The organism is Tessaracoccus pujii (assembly GCF_054483895.1).
This window is the reverse complement of record NZ_CM137012.1, coordinates 1,714,129-1,735,384: the sequence shown is the minus strand read 5'-3', so window position 1 is coordinate 1,735,384 and position 21,256 is coordinate 1,714,129. Positions and strand designations below refer to the sequence as shown.

General features: G+C 69.4%; 20 protein-coding genes and 1 pseudogene. 14 read left to right on the top strand and 7 right to left on the bottom strand.

What is annotated here, in order from left to right; translation table 11 throughout:
- The first annotated feature begins 18 nt into the window (after positions 1–18).
- A complete protein-coding gene (moaC, locus tag ACX1D0_RS08435) occupies positions 19–495 on the top strand; it encodes a cyclic pyranopterin monophosphate synthase MoaC (RefSeq protein WP_459017464.1) in 477 nt (158 codons plus the stop codon).
- A gap of 9 nt (positions 496–504) precedes the next feature.
- Here moaC and ACX1D0_RS08430 read toward each other — a convergent pair whose 3' ends face one another.
- Positions 505–1,053 carry a MogA/MoaB family molybdenum cofactor biosynthesis protein gene (locus ACX1D0_RS08430; protein ID WP_459017463.1) on the bottom strand — a complete coding sequence of 183 codons (549 nt, stop codon included), beginning with the start codon at positions 1,051–1,053 and terminating at the stop codon, positions 505–507.
- An 82-nt stretch (positions 1,054–1,135) separates the two neighbouring features.
- Here ACX1D0_RS08430 and modA point away from each other — a divergent pair, with 82 nt between their 5' ends.
- From modA to purM, 6 genes and pseudogenes are all read left to right on the top strand, one after another.
- Positions 1,136–1,852 carry a molybdate ABC transporter substrate-binding protein gene (gene modA / locus ACX1D0_RS08425; protein WP_459017462.1) on the top strand — a complete coding sequence of 239 codons (717 nt, stop codon included), beginning with the start codon at positions 1,136–1,138 and terminating at the stop codon, positions 1,850–1,852.
- Between the two features lie 29 nt (positions 1,853–1,881).
- Positions 1,882–2,631: an ABC transporter permease gene (locus ACX1D0_RS08420; RefSeq protein WP_459017461.1), complete on the top strand. Its 750-nt coding sequence runs from the start codon at positions 1,882–1,884 to the stop codon at positions 2,629–2,631.
- Between the two features lie 79 nt (positions 2,632–2,710).
- Positions 2,711–3,049: pseudogene (locus ACX1D0_RS08415) on the top strand (ATP-binding cassette domain-containing protein); the annotation flags it as partial.
- Between the two features lie 54 nt (positions 3,050–3,103).
- A complete protein-coding gene (locus ACX1D0_RS08410) occupies positions 3,104–3,694 on the top strand; it encodes a TOBE domain-containing protein (RefSeq protein WP_459020425.1) in 591 nt (196 codons plus the stop codon).
- Positions 3,695–3,717: 23 nt separating this feature from the next.
- Positions 3,718–5,175: an amidophosphoribosyltransferase gene (gene purF, locus ACX1D0_RS08405; RefSeq protein ID WP_459020424.1), complete on the top strand. Its 1,458-nt coding sequence runs from the start codon at positions 3,718–3,720 to the stop codon at positions 5,173–5,175.
- The gene (purM, locus tag ACX1D0_RS08400; RefSeq protein ID WP_459017460.1) at positions 5,172–6,215 is read left to right on the top strand and encodes a phosphoribosylformylglycinamidine cyclo-ligase; all 1,044 of its coding nucleotides are present in this window, start codon (positions 5,172–5,174) and stop codon (positions 6,213–6,215) included. Before purF ends, purM begins: the two co-directional genes overlap by 4 nt.
- Positions 6,216–6,493: 278 nt before the next feature.
- Here the strand turns inward: purM and ACX1D0_RS08395 are convergent, their stop codons facing one another.
- From ACX1D0_RS08395 to ACX1D0_RS08375, 5 genes are all read right to left on the bottom strand, one after another.
- On the bottom strand, positions 6,494–8,197 hold the full coding sequence (locus ACX1D0_RS08395) for a glycoside hydrolase family 13 protein (protein ID WP_459017459.1): 1,704 nt from the start codon (positions 8,195–8,197) through the stop codon (positions 6,494–6,496).
- 27 nt (positions 8,198–8,224) lie between these two features.
- On the bottom strand, positions 8,225–9,943 hold the full coding sequence (locus ACX1D0_RS08390; protein WP_459017458.1) for a glycoside hydrolase family 13 protein: 1,719 nt from the start codon (positions 9,941–9,943) through the stop codon (positions 8,225–8,227).
- A 67-nt stretch (positions 9,944–10,010) separates the two neighbouring features.
- On the bottom strand, positions 10,011–10,901 hold the full coding sequence (locus ACX1D0_RS08385) for a carbohydrate ABC transporter permease (RefSeq protein ID WP_459017457.1): 891 nt from the start codon (positions 10,899–10,901) through the stop codon (positions 10,011–10,013).
- Positions 10,898–11,809, bottom strand: a complete 912-nt coding sequence (locus tag ACX1D0_RS08380; protein ID WP_459017456.1) for a carbohydrate ABC transporter permease — start codon at positions 11,807–11,809, stop codon at positions 10,898–10,900. Before ACX1D0_RS08380 ends, ACX1D0_RS08385 begins: the two co-directional genes overlap by 4 nt.
- 16 nt (positions 11,810–11,825) lie before the next feature.
- Positions 11,826–13,127: an ABC transporter substrate-binding protein gene (locus ACX1D0_RS08375; RefSeq protein WP_459017455.1), complete on the bottom strand. Its 1,302-nt coding sequence runs from the start codon at positions 13,125–13,127 to the stop codon at positions 11,826–11,828.
- A 121-nt stretch (positions 13,128–13,248) separates the two neighbouring features.
- On the opposite strand from ACX1D0_RS08375, the gene ACX1D0_RS08370 reads away from it, so the two are divergent.
- The 4 genes from ACX1D0_RS08370 to ACX1D0_RS08355 all read left to right on the top strand — a co-directional run bounded on the left by ACX1D0_RS08370 (position 13,249) and on the right by ACX1D0_RS08355 (position 17,038).
- Positions 13,249–14,472: an ROK family protein gene (locus tag ACX1D0_RS08370; RefSeq protein ID WP_459017454.1), complete on the top strand. Its 1,224-nt coding sequence runs from the start codon at positions 13,249–13,251 to the stop codon at positions 14,470–14,472.
- Between the two features lie 73 nt (positions 14,473–14,545).
- Positions 14,546–14,980, top strand: coding sequence for a MarR family winged helix-turn-helix transcriptional regulator (locus ACX1D0_RS08365; protein WP_459017453.1), 435 nt, complete (start codon positions 14,546–14,548; stop codon positions 14,978–14,980).
- On the top strand, positions 14,970–16,262 hold the full coding sequence (locus ACX1D0_RS08360; protein WP_459017452.1) for an MFS transporter: 1,293 nt from the start codon (positions 14,970–14,972) through the stop codon (positions 16,260–16,262). Before ACX1D0_RS08365 ends, ACX1D0_RS08360 begins: the two co-directional genes overlap by 11 nt.
- A gap of 92 nt (positions 16,263–16,354) precedes the next feature.
- The gene (locus ACX1D0_RS08355) at positions 16,355–17,038 is read left to right on the top strand and encodes a YceI family protein (protein ID WP_459017451.1); all 684 of its coding nucleotides are present in this window, start codon (positions 16,355–16,357) and stop codon (positions 17,036–17,038) included.
- Positions 17,039–17,105: 67 nt separating this feature from the next.
- Here the strand turns inward: ACX1D0_RS08355 and ACX1D0_RS08350 are convergent, their stop codons facing one another.
- Entirely contained in the window at positions 17,106–19,319 is a 2,214-nt protein-coding gene (locus ACX1D0_RS08350) for an NADP-dependent isocitrate dehydrogenase (RefSeq protein ID WP_459017450.1), read from the bottom strand.
- A gap of 196 nt (positions 19,320–19,515) precedes the next feature.
- Here ACX1D0_RS08350 and ACX1D0_RS08345 point away from each other — a divergent pair, with 196 nt between their 5' ends.
- The 3 genes from ACX1D0_RS08345 (at position 19,516) to nrfH (ending at position 21,253) form a co-directional block, all read left to right on the top strand.
- Positions 19,516–19,719 (top strand): DUF3073 domain-containing protein, encoded by a 204-nt coding sequence (locus ACX1D0_RS08345; RefSeq protein WP_459017449.1) that lies wholly within the window; start codon positions 19,516–19,518, stop codon positions 19,717–19,719.
- Between the two features lie 16 nt (positions 19,720–19,735).
- On the top strand, positions 19,736–20,683 hold the full coding sequence (locus ACX1D0_RS08340) for an alpha/beta hydrolase (protein ID WP_459017448.1): 948 nt from the start codon (positions 19,736–19,738) through the stop codon (positions 20,681–20,683).
- Between the two features lie 84 nt (positions 20,684–20,767).
- Positions 20,768–21,253, top strand: a complete 486-nt coding sequence (gene nrfH / locus ACX1D0_RS08335; RefSeq protein ID WP_459017447.1) for a cytochrome c nitrite reductase small subunit — start codon at positions 20,768–20,770, stop codon at positions 21,251–21,253.
- The last annotated feature ends 3 nt before the right edge of the window (positions 21,254–21,256 follow it).

Here is a 21,256-nt window from a genome sequence, read left to right as displayed (position 1 = left end):
ACCTGCCAGGCTTGCGTCATGGAGTTCACCCATCTGGATGCCCGCGGCGAGGCCCGCATGGTCGACGTCACCGGGAAGCAGCCCACGGTGCGCTCGGCCACCGCCGTCGCCTCCGTCCGATGCTCGGCGGAGGTGGTCGCGGCCCTCCGGGGCGGCACGGTTCCGAAGGGCGACGTCCTGGCGGTCGCGCGGGTCGCGGGGATCGCGGCGACGAAGAAGGTGCCGGACCTCCTGCCGTTGGCGCACGTCATCGGCGTCCACGGGGCCGTTGTGGACCTGCAGATCGTGGATTCAGGGGTGTTCATCGAGGCCACCGTCCGCACGGCGGACCGCACGGGTGTCGAAATGGAGGCGCTGACCGCCGTAACCGTCGCGGCGCTGGCCGTCGTCGACATGGTCAAGGGCGTGGACCGCTCGGCCGAGATCGCCTCGGCGAGGATCACGGCCAAGAGCGGGGGGCGCTCCGGTGACTGGACCCGCCCCGTCGGCTCCTGAGCGGTCGGCTCAACTCCACTCCGACGCGGGGGCGACGGTGGGTCGGGCGGTGCTGGAGGGACGGTTGAGGTCGTGGTCCGCGCCGTCGAGCTGGTCCACGATGTGCGCCAGCAGTGGGGCCAGGACCGAGAGCGCGTCGCGGGCGCCGCCGCGGGAGCCGGGGGCGTTGTAGACGAACGCCCGGTTGTCGTCGTGGTCGATGACGCCCGCCAGCCCGCGCGACAGCCACGAGAGGGGCGTGTTGGCCGAGCCCAGGCTGCGGACCGCCTCCGCGACTCCGGGGACTTCGTAGCTGATCAGCGACCGGGTGGCCTCGACCGTGACGTCGCGGGGCCCCACGCCGGTTCCACCGGTGGTGATCACCACACGGGCGCCGTCGGCCACGGCGAGCCGGATCTCGGTGGCGATTACCTCCGCCTCGTCCGGCACGATGACGGGTTCCGCCACGTCGAAGCCGAGCTGGGTCAGTGCGTCGCGGATCAACGGACCCGACCGATCCTCATAGACGTCTGTCGACGCCCGATCCGAGCAGGTGATGACGGCGGCACGATAACTCATGGCTCCAGCGTACGGAACCCCTTGACGGTCAGCCAGAGGCCAGGAAACTGCGCGGTCACGACGCAGGTGTAACGTGCCCCCCATGGCGCAGGTGAAGGGGTCCGTCTGGACCGTGCTCCTCGCGTGCGCTGCGCTGGCGTCGTGCGGTGCGGAGCCGGATGAGGCCCCGGTGGTGTTCGCCGCCTCGTCGTTGAGCACGGTGCTCGCAGACGTCAGCCCGGACGCACGGTTCAGCTTCGACGGCTCGGCCGGGTTGGTGGACCAGCTCAGCTCGGGCGCACCCGCCGATGTCTTCCTGTCCGCAGACGGTCCGACGATGGACCGCGCGGTGGACGCGGGGCTGATCGAGGGGGAGCCGCGACCCTTCGCGTCCAACCGCCTCGTGGTCGTCGTCCCCGCCGGCAACCCAACCGGCGTGACCGGTTTCGACGCGTCGCTCAGTCGCGGCAAGCTCGTGACGTGCGCCCCGGAGGTGCCGTGCGGGGCATCCGCCGTCGCGCTGGCGGCCGCGGCTGGTCTCGAGTTGGCTCCCGTCTCGGAGGAGACCAGGGTGGCCGACGTCCTCGGAAAGGTGGCGTCCGGGGAGGCCGACGCAGGCCTGGCCTACGCCACCGATGCCGCGTCCAGCGACGGCGTCGAGTCCATCGAGATCCCCGGCGCCGACAAGCACGCCAACACCTACTGGATCGCCGTGCTGAGGGATGCGCCGCATCCCAGGGCGGCGCGGGAGTTCGTCGCCTCGGTGCTCGGACCCTGGCAGGACGAGCTGCGGGCCGCCGGATTCGGCCCCCCAGCGTGAGGTCGACGCTCCTCCCCAGGTGGGCCTGGGTGCCGTTCCTGATGGGGATGACGGTGCTGGTGATCCCGATGCTCGGGCTGCTCGTCCGTGCTCCCTGGGGCCGCATGGCCGAGCTGCTCGCCTCGGACAGGGCCCGCGACGCGCTCCTGCTCAGCCTGGGCACCTGCGCTGCCTCGACGGTTATCTGCCTGATCCTGGGCGTTCCGATGGCGCTGGTGCTGGCCAGGTCGTCGGGCGGCTGGGTGGCCGCGGCCCGCACGGTGGTGACGGTGCCGATGGTGCTGCCGCCCGTCGTCGCCGGCCTCGCCCTCCTCGCGACGCTCGGCAGACGCGGCCTGGTCGGCGCTCCGCTGGCCGTCATCGGGATCGAGATCGGCTTCACCACCGCCGCCGTCGTGGTGGCCCAGACCTTCGTGGCCCTCCCCTTCCTGGTGGTCTCGCTAGAGGGGGCGCTGCGGTCCACGGGCACGCACTACGAGCGCGCCGCCGCGCACCTCGGGGCCTCGCCGTCGCACGTGTTCAGGCGGGTCACCCTGCCACTGGCGGCGCCCGCCGTGCTGACCGGGGCGGCGTTGGCCTTCGCCCGCGCGTTGGGGGAGTTCGGCGCCACGCTCACCTTCGCCGGGTCACTGCAGGGCGTGACCCGGACGCTGCCGCTGGAGATCTACCTGCTGCGTGAGTCCGACACCGACCTGGCCGTCGCGCTCGCCGTCGTGCTGCTGACCGTGGCGGCCCTGATCGTCTTCGTCGCCCTGCGCACCGGGGGTCGGGATGTCTGAGGCGATCCGGATCCAGGCCACCCACGCGTCCCGCGGACTCCACCTCGACGTCGTCATCCCGGAGGGCTCGACGGTGGCGGTGATCGGCCCCAACGGCGCCGGCAAGTCCAGCCTCCTGCAGCTGATCTCTGGCGAGCTGGCCCCCGACGCCGGGGTGGTGACCGTGCACGGCCGCGACCTCTCCGGCCCGGGCGGGCACGTCCCGCCGCACCTGAGGCGCTTCGGCTACGTGGAACAACGCTCGCTGCTCTTCCCCCATCTCAGCGTGGTGGACAACGTGGCCTTCGGGCTGCGCGCGCGCGGGATCGGTCGCGCGGTCTCAAGGCGGCGGGCGCTCGACGAGTTGGCCGCCGTGGGGTGCCGGGACCTGGCCGACCGGCGCCCTGCGGAGCTGTCCGGGGGGCAGGCGCAGCGGGTCTCGGTGGCCAGGTCGCTCGCCGCCGACCCCGAGGTGGTCCTCCTCGACGAGCCCATGGCCGCGCTGGACGCCACCGTGGCGCCCGAGCTCCGGCGTCTGCTGCGCGAACGGCTGCAGGACGTGACCACCGTCCTCGTCACCCACGACTTCCTCGACGTCGTGACGCTGGCGGACCGCATGATCGAGCTGGCAGATGGTGTGGTGGTGGCAGAGGGCGCCGTCGACGATCTCGGGGAGCGACCCTCGTCGGCGTTTCTCGCCGGGTTCGTCGGGGTGAACCTGCTCCACGGGCAGTCGCGGGGCGACTCAGCCGTGTGGCTCGACGCGTCGACGGCGATCGCCGGCCTCTCCCGCGACGACCTACCCGCCGGCCCGACCCGCGCGGTGTTCTCGCCGGCGGCAGTCAGCATCTTCCGGGCGGCGCCCCACGGCAGCCCACGCAATGAGCTGCCCGCAACCGTGGTGGGCATCGAGGATCGCTGGCCCGTGCAGCGGGTCACGCTGGAGGTTGCCGGTCAGCGCATCGCCGCAGACCTCACCCCGGCCGCGGTCCGGGACCTGTCGCTGACCCCGGACCTGACCGTGACGGCAGTGGTCAAGGCGACGCAGGTCTCACTCCACCCGGGAGGCGCCACCGGCCCGTGACCGATGGGCGCGCGTCACCCGTCATGCCCCCAGCGGGTAGAGTCTGGCGCGTGCCAGGCTATGAGGGTCCCAAGGAAGAGTGTGGCGTCTTCGGCGTCTGGGCGCCCGAGGAGGACGTCGCCCAGCTGACTTTCTTCGGGCTGTTCGCTCTGCAGCACCGTGGCCAGGAGTCCGCCGGCATCGCGGTGAGCAACCTCCAGCGGATCATGGTCTACAAGGACATGGGGCTGGTCAGCCAGGTGTTCAACGAGGCCACCCTGAAGTCGCTCCCGGGCCGGCTCGCCATCGGCCACACCCGCTACTCGACGACCGGCGCCAGCGTGTGGCACAACGCCCAGCCCACGTTCCGCGCCACGCATGCCGGGGGACTGGCGCTGGCGCACAACGGCAACCTCACCAACACCCACGAACTCGAGGCGTGGCTGGCGGAGCTGGACCCCACGGAGCGGGTGCCCGAGAAGAAGACCATGGACTCCACCAACGACACGTCGCTGGTGACCGCGCTGATGGCGAGCTTCGGCGAGGAGCCCGTCGAGTCGGTGGCCATGAAGGTGTTGCCCCGCCTGCGGGGGGCCTTCTGTCTCACCTTCATGACGGAGCGCACCCTGTTCGCCGCGCGCGACCCCCAGGGGTTCCGCCCGCTCGTCATCGGGCGCCTGGCCAACGGTTGGGTCGTCGCCTCGGAGACCGCCGCGCTGGACATCGTCGGCGCCAGCTTCGTCCGCGAGGTCGAGCCCGGCGAGTTCCTCGCCATCGACGAGCGCGGCCTGCGCTCCGTGCGGTTCGCCGAGGCCGAACCCAAGGGCTGCATCTTCGAATACGTCTACCTCGCCCGGCCGGACACCACCATCGCCGGGCGCGGCGTGCACACGGTACGGGTCCGGATCGGGCAGAAGCTCGCCGAGGAGCATCCCGTGGAGGCGGACCTCGTCATCCCGGTGCCCGAGTCGGGGACGCCGTCGGCCATCGGCTACGCGCAGGCCTCGGGCATCCCCTACGGCCAGGGCCTGGTGAAGAACGCCTACGTGGGTCGTACCTTCATTCAGCCCAGCCAGACCATCCGCCAGCTCGGCATCCGGCTCAAGCTCAACCCGCTCCGCGAGGTGATCGAGGGCAAGCGACTGGTGGTCGTCGACGACTCCATCGTGCGCGGCAACACCCAGCGCGCGCTGGTGCGCATGCTGCGCGAGGCCGGTGCCCGCGAGGTGCACGTGCGGATCTCGTCGCCCCCGGTGAAATGGCCCTGCTTCTACGGCATCGACTTCGCCACCCGCGCCGAGCTCATCGCGCCCGGGCTGACGGTGGAGGAGATCCGTCGCTCGCTGGGCGCCGACTCGCTGGGCTACATCTCGCTCGATGGCCTGACGGAGGCCACGTTGGTGCCGGCGCAACACCTGTGCCGGGCCTGCTTCGACGGGCAGTATCCCGTCGCCATCCCGCCGGCGCAGGCCGAGCTGCTGAGCCTTGAGGAGAACCGATGAACGAGAAGAGCGCCTACGCCGCCGCCGGCGTCGACATCGAGGCGGGAGACCGCGCCGTCGACCTCATGAAGGTCCACGTGGCCAGGACCCGCCGCCCTGAGGTGCTGGGAGGGCTCGGCGGCTTCGCCGGCTTCTTCGACGCCAGGGCGTTCAAGAACTACCAGCACCCCGTGCTGGCCACGTCCACCGACGGCGTGGGCACCAAGGTGGCCATCGCGCAGGCCATGGACAAGCACGACACCATCGGCTTCGACCTTCTCGGCATGCTGGTCGACGACCTCGTCGTCTGCGGCGCCGAGCCGTTGTTCGTCACGGACTACATCGCCTGTGGGAAGGTGGTGCCGGAGCGGATCGCGGCCATCGTCTCGGGGATCGCGGACGCGTGTGTCGCGGCTGGGTGTTCGCTGATCGGCGGCGAGACCGCGGAACATCCCGGTCTCCTGGAGCCGCACGAGTACGACATCGCGGGCGCGACGACGGGGGTGGTCGAGCGGTCGAAGATCCTCGGCGCGGAGCGGGTGCGCACCGGTGACGCGGTCATCGCGATGGCCTCCTCCGGCCTGCACTCCAACGGGTACTCGCTGGTGCGACATGTGCTGCTGACGCAGGCCGGCTGGGCACTGGACCGCCACGTCGACGAGCTGGGCCGGACCCTGGGCGAGGAGCTCCTCGAACCCACCCGGATCTACGCCCTCGATGTGCTCGACCTCATCGGGCGGGTCGAGGTGCACGCCATGAGCCACATCACCGGCGGTGGCCTGGCCAACAACCTGGCCAGGGTGATCCCCAACGACATGGCGGCCGTGCTCCGGCGCTCCAGCTGGACCCCGCCCGCGATCTTCCAGCTTGTTCAGCAGGTGGGCGGGCTGAAGCAGGACGACATCGACGCCACGCTCAACATGGGCGTCGGCATGGTGGCGATCCTGCCGCAGAGCCAGGTGGACGCGGCGCTGGCCGCGCTCACCGCGCGAGGCGTGCACAGCTGGGTGCTGGGCGAGATCCAGGCCTCAGAGGGCCCGGGGGAGGCCTTCCTCCTCTGACGTGCGGCCGGCCCCGCCTCCGGCCCTCGCCGACGGCACCATCGCAGACACGCTGGCGAGCGTCGTCCCCATCTTCCTGGCAGGCAACGCGTTCACCGGCGGGGTGATCGGGGTTCCGGCGTGGAGATGGTGCCCGCTTGTTTGAGCCTGATCTGGGTCTCGCGCCGCTTGGATCGTTCAAGAACGGCCATGCGTGCGTCGAGAGCCGTGTCCGGCTCAACGTCACCCGTTGAGAGCCGTGTCCGGCTCAACGTCACCCGTCGAGAGCCGTGTCCGGCTCAACCAAACCCTCCTGGTCGCACGGCGGTGGGGGCGGCGAGCCAGGCGGTGGTTTCGCCCGGGAGGGAGTCGGTGACCGGGCCGGACGAGAGCAGGAGCTCGCCGTCGGGCAGGGGGAACGGCTCGGTGCCGAAGTTGGAGACCACCTCCCAGCCGTCCCCGCGACGGAACCGCAGCACATCGTCGCGACCCGTCTCCACCCACTCCATGACCTCCCCGGCCAGGAGACGGCGCCGCAGCTCCAGGGCACGACGGTACATCGAGAGCGTCGACGTCGGATCCCCGGTCTCCGCCTCGACGGAGTAGGCGCCGAACCACAGGGGCTGCGGCAGGTGCGACCCGCCGTCGCCGAACCCGAACGACGGCCCGCCGCGGGTCCACGGCAGCGGCACGCGGCAGCCGTCGCGGCCCACCTCCAGCTCGCGGTTGCGGAAGAAGGCCGGGTCTGCCCGCAGCGCGTCGGGGATCTCCGCGACCTCCTGCAGGCCGAGCTCCTCCCCTTGGTAGAGGTAGGCCGAGCCGGGCAGCGCGAGGAGGAGCAGCGAGGCGGCGCGGGCTCGGCGCAGGCCCGCGGCGGCGTCGATGAGCGCAGGGTCGCCGCCCGCCATCAGCCAGTCGCCGCCGTGCTTGCGCAACGGCGCGCCGTCCGGGTTCGTGCCGGGGAACGGGGTGCCGTAACGGCTGGCCGTGCGGATGGTGTCGTGGTTGTTCAGTACCCACGTCACCGAGGACCCGGAGACAGCCGCGACGGCCAGGCACTCGTCGATGATCCTGTGGAAGGCCGCGGCGTCGTAGTCGGCGAGCTGGAGGTCGAAGAAGAACGACTGCCCGAGCGTCGTCGGGCTCGCGTAGAGCGGCACCCGCGAGGAATGCACCGCGGCCTCCGCCACTGCGGTCCGCGGTGGATCGTAGGAGTCGAAGACGGTGCGCCACTCGGCGTAGATCTCCTGGAGCTCGTCGCGGTCCCAGGTGGGGTGGCTCCCGTCCCGGGGCAGGGCCTCCAGCTCGGCCTGGGTGGGCAGCGGCTCGGTGAGGTCCTTGGCGAGCATGTGCGCGGCGTCCACGCGGAAACCGTCGACGCCCCGGTCCGCCCAGAACCGCAGGATGTCGAGGAACTCGGCCCGCACCTCCGCATCCGCCCAGTTGAGGTCCGGCTGTTCCACGGCGAAGGTGTGCAGGTACCACTGCCCGTCGGCCACCCGTTCCCAGGCGCTGCCCCCGAAGATGGAGACCCAGTCGGTGGGCGGTTCCGAGCCGTCCGCCCCGGTGCCGTCGCGGAAGATGTAGCGATCGCGCGCCGGGGATGCTGGCCCGTCGGTGAGCGCCTGCTGGAACCAGGCGTGCAGGTTCGAGCTGTGGTTGGGGACGATGTCGATGAGGATGCGGATGCCGCGGGCGTGCAGGGCTGCGGCCAACTCGTCGAACTCGTCGAGCGTGCCGATGCGCGGGTCGACTCCCCGGTAGTCGATGACGTCGTAGCCGCCGTCCGCGAGCTCCGAGGGGTAGAACGGACTCAACCACACCGCGTCGATACCGAGACCGGCGAGGTAGTCGATCCGGGAGGCGATGCCCCGGAGATCGCCGATGCCGTCGCCGTTGCCGTCGGCGAAGCTGCGGGGATAGATCTGGTAGACGACGGCCTGGCGCCACCAGTCGGCGCTCTGGCTGGGGACCAGGGTCTCCTGGTCCGTGGTGTCCTGCATGGAACGGTGTCCTTTCGGGGAACGAGGCTAGCGGGCCAGCCGGAGGATGCGGGACTCCCAGGGGGCGAGCACCGCGGGGTCTGCGTGGTCGTGGGTTCCGAGCAGCAGTTGTGCGCCGCCGAGCAGGGTGTGGATGTCGAGCGGGAGCTCCGCGGGCGCCGATGAGCAGTTGGCGACCACCAGCAGGGAGTCGTCGCCCAGGGTGCGGGTGAAGGCCCAGAGCTGTTCATGCTCGGGCAGCAGCAGGTCGAAGCGCCCCTCGCGCACCACGGCGTCCTCGTGGCGCAAGCGGATCAGGTGCTGGAAGTGCGTGAAGACCGATCCAGGGTCGCGGCGTGCCGCTTCGGCATTGATCTCGAGGTGGTTGGGGTTGACGGCGAACCACGGCTCGCCGGTGGTGAAGCCGGCGTGCTCGGTGGCGTCCCACTGCACCGGGGTGCGGGCATGGTCGCGGCTCTTCGCGGCCAGCGACCGCAGCACGGCGGCCTCCTCGAGGCCGGCGGAGGTGGCGAGCGTGTGGTAGTTCAGCGACTCGACGTCGCGGTAGTGCCCGATCTGGGTCAGGGGGGCGTTCGTCATGCCCAGCTCCTCGCCCTGGTACACGTACGGGGTCCCCTTGTGCAGGTGCAGCACCGTGGCCAGCGTCTTGGCGGAGTTCACGCGGTGTTCGGGGGAGTCGTCGCCGAAGCGCGACACGGCCCGCGGCTGATCGTGATTGTCCAGGTACAGCGAGTTCCAGCCGGATTCGGCCAACCCGTACTGCCACTCGGCGAGGTTGCCCTTGAGCCGGGGCAGGGACCGCTCGGCCAGGTTCCACTTGCTGCCGGCCTGATCGAGGCTGACGTGCTCGAAGGTGAACACCATGTTGAGCTCTCGGCGGGTTGGGTCTGTGACGCGCCGGGCCACCTCCAGCGTCGCATCAGGCATCTCGCCGACGGTGAGCAGGTTGAGCTCGTCGAGGCCCACCTCGCGGTTCATCTCGGCGAGGAACTCGTCGAGCCGGGGGCCGTTGGCGATCTGCCTGAAGTCGGCCGACCCGGGTTCGACCGGGCCGCCGGAGATGAGGGTGCCGGGCTTCGAGATGAGGTTGATCACGTCCATCCGGAAGCCGTCGACGCCTCGGGCCACCCACCAGCGCATCATGTCGTAGACGGCGTGGCGCACATCCGGGTTCTCCCAGTTGAGGTCGGGCTGCGCGGGGCTGAACATGCTCAGGTAGTACTCGCCGCTGGTGGGGTCGAAGGTCCACGCCGACGGCGCGAACGCGGCGCCGCTGTCGTCGGGCTCGGCGCCAGGCGTGCCCGGCTCGTGCCCGGCTCGGGCCGGCCGCCAGAAGTACCAGTCCCGCTTCGGGGACGAGGGGTCCCGCGACTCGAGGAACCACGGGTGGAGGTCCGAGGTGTGGTTGACCACAAGGTCCATCACGAGCCTGATCCCGCGGCCGTGGGCCTGGGTGAGGAGCTCGGCGAGGTCCTCCAGCGTGCCGAACAGCGGGTCGATGTCGCGGTAGTCGCTGATGTCGTAGCCGTTGTCCACCTGCGGGGAGCGGTAGACGGGCGACAGCCAGATGACCTCGACGCCGAGCTCCGCCAGGTGGTCGAGGCGGCTCGTGATGCCGGGGATGTCGCCGATCCCGTCGCCATTGGAGTCCTGGAAGGACCGTGGGTAGATCTGGTAGACGACCGCAGAGCGCCACCAGCCGTCCGGGCGGTGGGCGGGGGCGGTCTGCTGGCGTTCTGTGGTCATGGTTCTCCTATGCGGTCGGTCGGGAGGTGGGCCCGCGGCGTGCAGGGCCCACCGGGGTGGGTCGGCGCTACTTGATGGCACCCTGCGTCAGGCCGGACATCACCCAGCGCTGCGCGAACATGTAGACGACGATGGCGGGGGCCATGGCCATCAGGTACGAAGCGAAGCTCACGTTGTAGTTGTTGCTGAACTGCGTCTGGAAGATGCTGTTGACCACGGGGATGGTCTGCCACTCCGGCTGCGAGATGATCAGCGACGGCATCATGAAGTCGTTCCAGGAGCCGAGGAAGGCGAAGATGCCCACCGTGGCCGCCATGGGCGACAGCAGCGGAAAGATCAGCTTCCAGAACGTCTGCCACGTGCTGGCGCCGTCCATCCGCATCGACTCCTCCAGTTCGAGCGGGATGGAGCGCAGGAAGGTGCTGAACAGCAGGGTGTTGAAGGCCAATCCGAACACGATGTGCAGGATGGCCACGCCGGCGTAGTTGTCCAACCCGAGGAGGCCGGTGAGCCGCACCTGAGGCAGCGCGACGACCGGGAACGGGATGAACATGGCGGCCAGCAGGTAGTAGAACGAGTACTTGAAGACCTTCCGGTCCCAGTTGCGCACGATGGCGTAGGCGGCCATCGACGACACGAGGATCGCGCCGGCGACCGCCACCAGAGTGACGATCAGAGACACCAGGAAGGCCCGCGGAAAGTTGGTCAGGCTCCAGGCCTCGACGAACCCGCTCACGCTCCACGGGCTGGGCAGGCTGAACGCGTTGAGGTCCGTGGACTGCTGTGCGGTCTTGAAGGCCATCATGACCGTGACGTAGAGCGGCACGAGCACAGTGACGGCTGCCAGGATCAGCAGGATGGTGGCCGTCCAGTTGGTCTTCTCGCGACCTACCCGGCCGCGACGGGCGGCCGTGGGCGCCTGGGCGGCGGCGGCTGCCGCTGCGATGGGAGTGCTCATGAGCTGGACCTTCCTTGGGTGAGGCGGAGCTGCAGCATTGCGATGATGATCGTGATGACGAAGAAGACGGCGGCGTTGGCCATCTGGTAGGCGTAGTCGCCTCCGCTGAACCCGGCGAAGATGGTGAACGCGACGCTCCGGGTGGCCGTGCCCGGACCGCCCTGCGTGAGGCCGACGATCTGGTCGTAGACCGCGAGGTAGCCCTTGAAGCCGAGGATCAGGTTGATCCCCACGTAGCCGGCCACCAGGGGCAACGTGATGTGCCACAGGTTCTTCCACGGGGTGGCGCCGTCGATGGAGCTGGCCTCGTAGACCTCGCCGGGCACGGTCATCAGGCCGGCGATGTAGATCAACATGGCTGCCGGGACCGAACCCCAGGTGGTGACGATGACGATCGCGAACCACGCCCAATCCGGGTTGGCCAGCAGGCTCGTCGACAGCGTCTCGATGTCGAGGGCCTCACCGAGTTGCGGCAGCGAGTTGCTGAACAGGTACCGGAAGACGAACGAGTAGATGATGGCGGAGATCACCATGGGGATGACGAAGATCGCGCGCAGCGGGTTGGTGAGCCTGATCTTCGCGGTCAGGCCCAGCGCCAGGAAGAAGGCGATGATGTTGACCAGCACCACCGTCACGGCGGCGAAGAGGAACGTGAAGCCGTAGGAGGAGAGGATGTTCTCGTCGCGGAATAGGGCCACGTAGTTGCGGAAACCGATCCAGTCGAAGTCGCCGAAGCCCATCGAGTTGGTGAAGCTCATGGCGATTCCCTCGACGGCGGGGTAGGTGATCATGAGCGTGAACACCGCGACGGCGGGGAGCAGGAACAGCCAGTAGATTGGCTCGACGCCGCGACGCGGAGCGCGTGTCCCGGTGGACTCGGGCGCGGTGGCCCGGGGCAAGGTTGACATGTGTGACTCCTTCGTCTCAGGCCCGGAAGGCGAGTCGGGCCCAGTCGCGGTCGAGCTGGGCGAGTAGCGGTTCGGGGTCTGCGCCGAGGACGATCGACTGGAAGTAGTTGGGCGCGGGAATGTTGTTGGGAATGAACTGCGACGGGCCCATGTAGAACTTGCCGGAGTCGTAGTAGGCCTGCATCCCGAGGATCCGCGGGTCGGTGACCGGGGCGGCGTCCTTGGTGGTGCCGAAGCCGAGGAACTGCGCGTTGTACGGGTCCTGGATCTCGGGCTTCATGAGGTGCTGCAGGAACGCGCGGGCCCCCTCCCGGCCGTTGGCCACCTCGGGCACCCAGAGGGCGAGGTCGATGTTCACGCGCACCTTGAGGTCTTCGGGGTTGTCCGTGGCGGGCAGGGGGAAGGTGCCGAGATCCAGGTCGGTGCCGACCTTCTCGAACTCCCCGAATGCCCAGGGCCCCTGGAGGATCATGGCGGCGGTCCCGCTGGCGAAGGCGGTGTTGCCGTCGCCGTACCCGCGGCTGCCGGCGTCCCCGTTGATGTAGGACGTCAGCTGGACCATCTTGCGCACAGGCTCCAGCATGGTGGTCTGGAACGAGACCTCGGAGTCCGGGCCGACGCCGGCGCCGATCTCGTTCATCTTCCGATAGAACTCCGCGACATCGAGCATGCCGCCGGCGACATAGTCGAACCACCCCTGCATGATCGTCCACGGGTCCATGAACGTGGCGTAGAAGGGGGTGACCCCGGCGCCCTTGAGCCGCTCGCAGACGTCGATCAGCGCGTCCCACGTGGTGGGCACCTCGACGCCGTTGTCGGCGAAGATCCGCTTGTTGTAGATCACGGACGCGGCCATCGCGGAGTAGGGCAGCACGCTGGTGCGGCCGGGGTACTGCGGGTAGGACTTGGACAGCTCGATGATGTCGTCGCGGATGGTGCCCGCCTCCGGCAGGTCCGAGAGGTCCGAGAGGGCGCCGCGCTCCATGAACCTGGCCATCTCCAGGTTGTAGTTGAGCATGCCCAGGTCCGGCGGGTTGCTGCGCACGAAACTCGCCGAGAGGTTCGTCGAGATGTCGTGCAGGATGCGGTAGTCGCCCTGCGAGGCGGGGAAGTCGGCAGCGAGTTGGCGGAAGTACGGCACCGCCTCCGGCTTGGACTGGTGGAACGTGATGGTCTGCTGGGCGCCGGATGCGCAGCCGGTCGCCCATGGGATCGCCCCCGCGGCGCCGACGGCGGCGAGGGTCTTGAGGAGGGTGCGCCGGGGTGGGGCCCAGCGCTCGGCAAGGCTGCCCGGTGAGGGCGGTGGGGGTAGAGGCACGTCGTTGTCCCTTCGTCGTCAGCGACTTTTGGTTTCTGTTTCGATTAAATTGAGTCATCGAAGAAAAGCCGTCTCCGTTAGGATGCATCACATCCGGACGAGCGTCAAGGGGGAGGGCAACATGGAATCGGCAGACCGTCTGCCCTTGCGCCGCGCGAGCACATCGGCGGTCCTCGACTTCGCCTGGGACGCTGCTGCGTTCAGGGCAGACGATGTCATCGACGCGCTCGGGATGACCAGGTCCACGGCGCTCTCCGCACTGGATGCGCTGATCGACGTGGGCCTGATCGTCGAGCCGGCCGCTACGGGATCGATGACGACGCAGCGGCTCGGGCGCCCGGCGCGGCGTTTCATGCTGCAGGACGAGGCGGGCCTCATCGTCGGGATCGACGCGGGTGCGTGGACCTTCACCGCCGTGCTGGCGGACCTGAAGGGCGGCGTGCTTGCGCGTGAGCAACTGGCGCTCTCCGACCCGTTCGATCTCGACCAGCGCGACCCGGGAGAGCGCCGCGCCGCCGCCTTCGCCGTGATCGACGCGGTGCTGTCGGCCGCAGGTCGCGATCGGGGGGACGTCATCGCGGTCGGCGTGGGCGTGCCGGCCCCGGTGGACGCCGGCGGTGAGTCCCCGTCGAACCCGTCCGGCTTCTGGCGGTTCATGAACGCAGATCTGCACGGCGCGCTGGCCGAGGTGTTCCCCGTCGTGCGGGTGGAGAACGACGCGGCCCTGGCGGCCCTGGTGGAGGGCGCACTGGGCGCCGCGCGGGGGAGGCGGCACTTCGTCGCCATGCTGTCCGGCCGCCGGCTCGGCTCGGGTGTCTTCCTGGACGGCCGGCTGGTGCGCGGGGCTCACGGTGGCGTGGGCGAGTTGGAGGCTCTGGCCTACGTGCCAGGCGTCGGTGGCACCTGGGGGATGGGGGACCTGGCGGAGAAGTGGGTGCGGGCGGCGCTGGACTCGGGCCGCATCCCTGCGGGTCACCCGTGGTCGCGCCTGACCGACGCAGGCGTGACCGCCGAGACGATCCTCGCCGATGCGCGGCTGTCGGACCCGGTGGCGCGCCCGATGCTCGAGGAGTTGGGCGTCACGCTGGGGCGCATCTGCAGCGTGGTGTCGCGGTTCTACGACCCGGAGGTCATCGTCGTCTGCGGGGCTGTCGCGGGCGCGCTGGGGGAGGTCATCGACTTGGCGGCGGCCCACCTTGCCGACGAACTCGAGTTGAGGCCGCCCGCCGTCGTGGCTTCGGGTTTCGGGGGTGACGTGGTCTCGCTCGGCGCTGTCTCGGCAGCGCGCGAGGCCGCCCGCGGGACAGTGTTGCAGCTGTTCGCCGAAAGGCGGTCGACCGCCTGAGGTCACCTGGGGTTGCGTGCATTTGATTAGTCAAGGTAATGAACTAGACTAATCAACCGCACGAAAGGACTGCATGCCGGACTACGACGCAGATCTCCTCACCCTCGCCAACGACCTGCGGGTCGCCTGCCAGCGCATCTCCCGCCGCGTGCGGTTCGAGAGCACCAGCGACGTGGCCCCGCACCAGTTCTCGGTGCTGGTCTCTCTGCATCACGCAGGACCCCAGACGCCGACACAGCTGGCGGCCCGCGACGCCGTCAGCACGCCGTCGATGACCCGGACGGTGAACTGCCTGGCGGGCAAGGGACTGGTCGAACGCGCGCCGCACCCGGACGACGGGCGCCAGATCCTGGTCAGCATCACCGCCATGGGGGGTCGCGTGGTCGAGGAGACCATCGCCAGCCGGGATACGTGGATGCTCACCCACATCGCCTCCCTCGACGCCGAGCAGTTGGACCTGCTGCGCCGCGCCGCGGGCCTGCTCATGGAGGTCTCGCATGCGGACTGAGCGGGGACGCATGTTCGCCTCCTTCGCGGTCCGCAACTACCGGCTCTTCTTCGCCGGGGCGCTCGTCAGCAACATCGGCACCTGGGTGCAGCGCGTGGGGCAGGACTGGCTGGTCCTGACCGAACTCACTGACGGATCCAGCGCGGCGCTCGGGCTGGTCACGGCGCTTCAGTTCCTGGCCATCCCCGTCCTCGCGCCCTATGCCGGGGCGCTCGTGGACCGGATGCCCAAGCGGCGGATGCTCGTGATCACGCAGACGCTCCTGGGGCTCATCGCCCTGGGCCTGTGGCTGGTGGTGGCCCTGGGGGTCGTTCAGCTGTGGCACGTCTTCGTCTTCGCCTTCCTGCAGGGTGTCGTCACGGCCTTCGACAATCCCGCCCGTCAGTCCTTCGTGTCGGAGATCGTGCCGCCGGAGCTGCTGCCCAACGCGGTGGGACTCAACTCCACGTCGTTCAACGGGGCACGGTTGATCGGGCCCGGGGCGGCCGGCCTGCTCATCGCCGCGTTCGGTGTGGGCCCCACCCTGCTGATCAACGCGATCAGCTTCCTGGCCATGCTCGCCGCCGTCGTCGCGTTGCGGCCCGGCGAGTTGCGGCCCTCCAGGCGGGTCAGGGCACGGGGCGCGACGCGCGACGGGCTTCGTTACCTGCGTGGCCGGCCGGACCTGGTGGTCCTGATGGTGATCGTCTTCGCCCTCGGCACGTTCGGCATGAACTTCCAGATCTACAACGCGACGATGGCCACGGAGGTGTTCGGGAAGGGGGCCCAGGAGTTCGGCCTGCTCGGCACGGTCATGGCCATCGGGACGCTGGGGGCCGCGCTCGCCGCGACCCGCCGCACCCGACCCGGGCTCCGCACCGTCCTGGCCGCGTTGGGGGCATTCTCCGTGAGTACCGCGCTCCTGGCGGCCGCTCCCAGCTTCGCCTCGTATGCGGCGCTGCTCGTCCCCACCGGGTTCTTCGCCCTGACCGTGATGACGACGGCGAATGCCGCGGTCCAGCTGGGGACCGCTCCCGAGTTCCGCGGACGCGTGATGGCCGTCTACATGGCGATCTTCATCGGCGGCACGCCCCTGGGCGCTCCGCTCATCGGGTGGCTGGGGGAGGTGTGGGGGCCGAGGGTCATGGTGCTCGTCGGCGCGCTGAGCACAGGTGCGGCGGCGCTCGGGGTTCTGGCCTACCTCATGATGCACGACGGCGTGAGGCTGGCCGTGGAGCGGGGCTGGCCGCTCAGGTTGCGCGTGTGGATCGCCCAGCGGGAGCCGCAACCGGTGGGGCGCTGACCCTGGTCCGGAGGTGATTGACACTTCAACTAATCTCCGCTAGGATTGTCTCAGGTTCAACTTCCAGTAACGGCCCCACGAGGAGATCCCCCATGACCACCCTGCAGCAGCTTGCCGGCACCTACACCATCGACCCCAGCCACACCGAGATCGGCTTCACCGCGCGGCACGCGATGGTGACCAAGGTCCGCGGTGCGTTCACCGACTTCGAGGGCAGCGCCTCCACCGGCGCCGACCTGCGTGACGCAGCCATCTCCGTGACGATCAACGCCGCCTCCGTCGACACCGGCAGCGCCGACCGCGACGGTCACCTGCGCTCCGGCGACTTCTTCGACGTGGAGCAGTACCCCACCATCACCTTCGTGTCGACATCGGTGTCCGCGCCGAGCGAAGCCGTCCTGCGCGTGGAGGGCGACCTCACGATCAAGGACGTCACCCGTCCGGTGACGATCGACTTCGACTTCGATGGCGTGGCCACGGACCCGTTCGGCAATGAGCGCGTGGGCCTGTCGGGTTCCGTGCAGGTCAACCGCAAGGACTTCGGCCTGGTGTGGAACGCCGCGCTGGAGACCGGCGGCGTGCTCGTGTCCGAGAACGTGTCCCTCGTGTTCGAGGTCTCGGCCATCAAGAACGTCGAGGCTGTGGAGCAGGCCGTGGCCACCGAGCCCGAGGCCACCGTCCAGTCCGAGGCCCCCGTCGCTGCTGCGCGCGCAGCCGAGCCGGCCCCCGCGGCCCAGGGCGGTTTCGTGGGCTGGCTGAAGAAGATCTTCAGCTGACCTGCCGCATCAGACACGAGAGAGGCGCCGCCCGAGTGGGCGGCGCCTCTCTCGTGTGCCATCCGTGTCAGGCGAGCGCGTCGATGATCGCGTTGAAGGTGTGCGAGGGGCGCATCACCGCGACCGTCTTCTCCGCGTCCGGACGGTAGTACCCACCGATGTCCGCGGGCCGTCCTTGCACGGCCAGCAGCTCGGCGACGATCGCATCCTCGTTGGCCGCCAAGGCTTCGGCGACGGGGGCGAAGATGGCCGCGAGCTCGGCGTCGTCGCTCTGGCGGGCCAGCTCCTGGGCCCAGTAGAGCGCCAGGAAGAAGTGCGAACCGCGGTTGTCGATGCCGCCGAGGCGACGGGTGGGCGACTTGTCGTTGTCCAGGAACGTCCCCGTGGCCCGGTCCAGCGTGCCCGCGAGGATCCCCGCGCGCGCGTTGCCCTCTGTCTGCGCAAGGTGCTCGAACGACGCGGCCAAGGCGAGGAATTCGCCCAGGGAGTCCCAGCGCAGGTAGTTCTCCGCCACCAGTTGCTGCACGTGCTTCGGGGCGGAGCCGCCGGCGCCCGTCTCGAAGAGCCCTCCACCGGCCATGAGGGGCACGACGGACAGCATCTTGGCCGATGTGCCCAGCTCCAGAATGGGGAAGAGATCCGTGAGGTAGTCGCGCAGCACGTTGCCCGTCACCGAGATGGTGTTGTCTCCCCGGCGGATGCGCTCCACCGTGAAGCGGGTCGCCTCGACGGGGCTCATGATCTCGATCTGCAGCCCGTCGGTGTCGTGCCCGGCCAGGTAGCCGCGCACCTTCTCGATGAGCTGACGGTCGTGGGCGCGCTCGGTGTCCAGCCAGAACACGGCCGGCCAGCCCGTGAGCCGGGCCCGGGTGACGGCGAGCTTGACCCAGTCCTGGATGGGCGCATCCTTGGTCTGGCATGCACGCCAGATGTCACCGGCGGACACGTCATGGCTCATCAGGACGGTTCCGGCCGCGTCCAGGACCTCGACCACGCCGTCGGCGGGGATCTCGAAGGTCTTGTCGTGTGAGCCGTACTCCTCGGCCTTCTGGGCCATGAGTCCAACGTTGGGCACCGTGCCCATGGTGCGGGGGTCGTAGGCGCCGTGGGCCTGGCAGTCCTCGATCACGGCCTGGTAGACACCGGCGTACGACGAGTCCGGCAGCACAGCCAGGGTGTCCGCCTCCTCGCCGTCGGGGCCCCACATGTGGCCCGACTGGCGGATCATCGCAGGCATGGAGGCGTCGACGATCACGTCCGAGGGAACGTGCAGGTTGGTGATGCCCTTGTCCGAGTTCACCATGGCGAGCGCCGGGCCGTCGGCCAGGCCCTGCTCGAACGCGGCCCTGATCGCGGCCCCGTCGGGAAGGGCGTCCAGGCCGGCGAGGATGGCACCCAGCCCGTCGTTGGGGGACAGGCCGGCGGCCTCGAGGTCTGCGCCGTAGCGCTGGAACACCTCGGGGAAGAACGCTTCGATCACGTGGCCGAAGATGATGGGGTCCGAGACCTTCATCATCGTGGCCTTGAGGTGGACCGAGAACAGCACCCCGGACTCCTTGGCGGCGGCCACCTGGGCGCGGAGGAACTCGTCGAGCGCGGCGGCGCGCATGACGGTGGCGTCCACCACCTCACCTGCGAGCACCTTCAAGCCGGCCTTGAGGACCGTCTCGGTGCCGTCGGCGGCGCGGTGCCGGATGGTCAGGGCGTCGGCGGACGGGAGGACCACGGACTGCTCGTTGTGACGGAAGTCGTCGGCGTCCATCGTGACGACGGCGGTCCTGGACTCGGGCGTCCATGGGCCCATGCGGTGCGGGTTCTTGCGCGCGTAGTTCTTCACCGACTCGGGGGCCCGACGATCCGAGTTACCCTCACGCAGCACCGGGTTGACGGCCGAACCCATGACGCGGTCGTAGCGGGCGCGGATCTCACGCGCCTCGTCGGTCTGCGGGTCCTCAGGGTAGTCGGGAAGCCCGTAGCCCTGGCACTGCAGCTCGGTGACCGCGGCCTTGAGCTGGGGCACCGAGGCGGACACGTTGGGCAGCTTGATGATGTTGGCGTCGGGCGATTTCGCCAGTTCGCCCAACTCGCTGAGGGCATCGTCGATCCGCTGATCCTCCGGCAATGCGTCCCCGAACAGGGCGAGGATCCGCCCGGCGAGAGAGATGTCCCGCGTCTCGACGTCCACGCCGGCCTGGCCGGCGAACGCGTTGATGATCGGAAGGAACGAGTACGTGGCGAGCAGCGGGGCCTCGTCGGTGAGGGTGTAGATGATCTTGCCCATGTTGTGTTGAACTCCTCAGGGTCGAATGCGGCCCAGCTTATCGTTGCGGCGCTGCGCGTGGCGGCAGCGCGCATCGGGGCACCCCGTCGGCCGGTGCTTTGGAGTAACCCGTCTGATTGGGTAGCCTGTACCCCACGAGTATCAGACAAATTCCGCGGCCAGCCCGCGAGGGACAAAGCGAGGGGGTCGACCCGATATGGGGCGCGGCCGTGCAAAGGCGAAGCAGACCAAGGTCGCACGAGACCTGAAGTATCGCGCGGTGGACACCGACTTCGCGTCACTCGAGCGCGAGCTCCGTGGCGACGAGTACGTCGGCGAAAGCAGCAACAACGACATCCCCGAAGCGTATGCCGAGGTGCCCGAGGAGTACGACGACGATTACGAGCGCCGCTCCTCCTGAGGCTGGGCACCCCTGGGTGCCCGACGGTGAGCTGCCCGGGTACGAGCAGCTGGTCATCCCCCTTCCGGATGAGCCCACCTATGCTCTCGAACCGGCCGGCACTCTGGTGGCCACGCTCGTCCGTCGCAATGAACCCACCGGAGGCCGGGCCGTCCTCTACGTCCACGGGTGGAACGACTACTTCTTCCAGGCGCATCTGGCCGACGAGATGGCGGCGCAGGGGTACGACTTCTACGCGGTGGACCTGCGGCGCTACGGGCGTTCCCTGCGCAGCAGGCAGCTGGCGGGCTACGTCGCGAACCTCACCGACTACTTCCGTGAGCTGGATGAGGCGCTGTCCGTCCTGGTCGACGAGGGGCACGACAGGATCGTGCTGATGGGCCACTCCACGGGTGGTCTGGTGGCGGCCCTGTGGGCCCACGAGCGGCCGGGTGCCTTCGCGGCGCTCATCCTCAACGCGCCGTGGCTCGAGCTCCAGGCCAACTCGCTGCTCCGGCCGGCCACGCAGCCGGTGCTCAGCGCGGCCCGCGCGGTGGTGGCCACCACCGTGCTGCCGCAGGTGGACAGCGGCTTCTATCGGCGCTGCATCTCCCGGTCCGAGGAGGGGGAGTGGGAGTACAACCTCAACCTCAAGGGGGACAAGGCGTTCCTGATCCGGGTCGGCTGGATGGCCGCCATCCTCGACGGCCACGCACGCGTGGCCGCCGGCCTCGCCATCGACTGCCCCGTGCTGGTCGCCGTCTCGGGACGCAGCGATTTCCGTCGTGCCTGGGACGAGGGCTTCAAGGTGGCAGACATCGTGCTGGACGTCGAGCGCATCGCGGCCCGCGCTCCCCAGCTCGGGCACCTCGTGGTCATCGCCCGTTTCCCTGACGCCCTGCACGACCTGGTGCTCTCGCGAGAGGACGTGCGCGGGCGGGTCTTCGCTGAATATGCCCGCTTCCTGCGCTGCTATTCGGGCTGATCCGCGGCGCAGGGGTCGGCGGTTACGCCGAACCCGCATCTACTACGTTTGGTAGCACTACTATGCGGCGTAGGAGTAGATGCAATGACCGCACGCACCGGAGTCCGGGCCTGGCTGACGAGGCCGCGGCTGCTCATCGCAGCAGCCGTGTTCGTCGTGGGGTCGCTCATCGGGGTGGGCCTGTTCACCTTCGTGTACGCCCGTGGCATCTCCTACCTCGGCAACGACCCGGCGTCCTGCGTGAACTGTCACGTCATGGAGCGCCAGTACGACGCATGGCTGGCGGGCAGCCACACCAACGTGGCCACGTGCAACGACTGCCACGCGCCCCACGACAACCTCATCAACAAGTACTACGTCAAGGCCGACAACGGGTTCTGGCACGGGCTGAAATTCACCACCGGCTGGTACCCCGAAAACATCGAGATCCGTGATTCCAACCGGGCGGTGACGAACGAGGCATGCCTCTACTGCCACTCGGACTTCACGAGTGATATGCGCATGACCGCCGGCAGCGAGCAGGTCAACTGCACCCGCTGCCACGTCGACGTCGGGCACAGGAGCAGGTGAGGC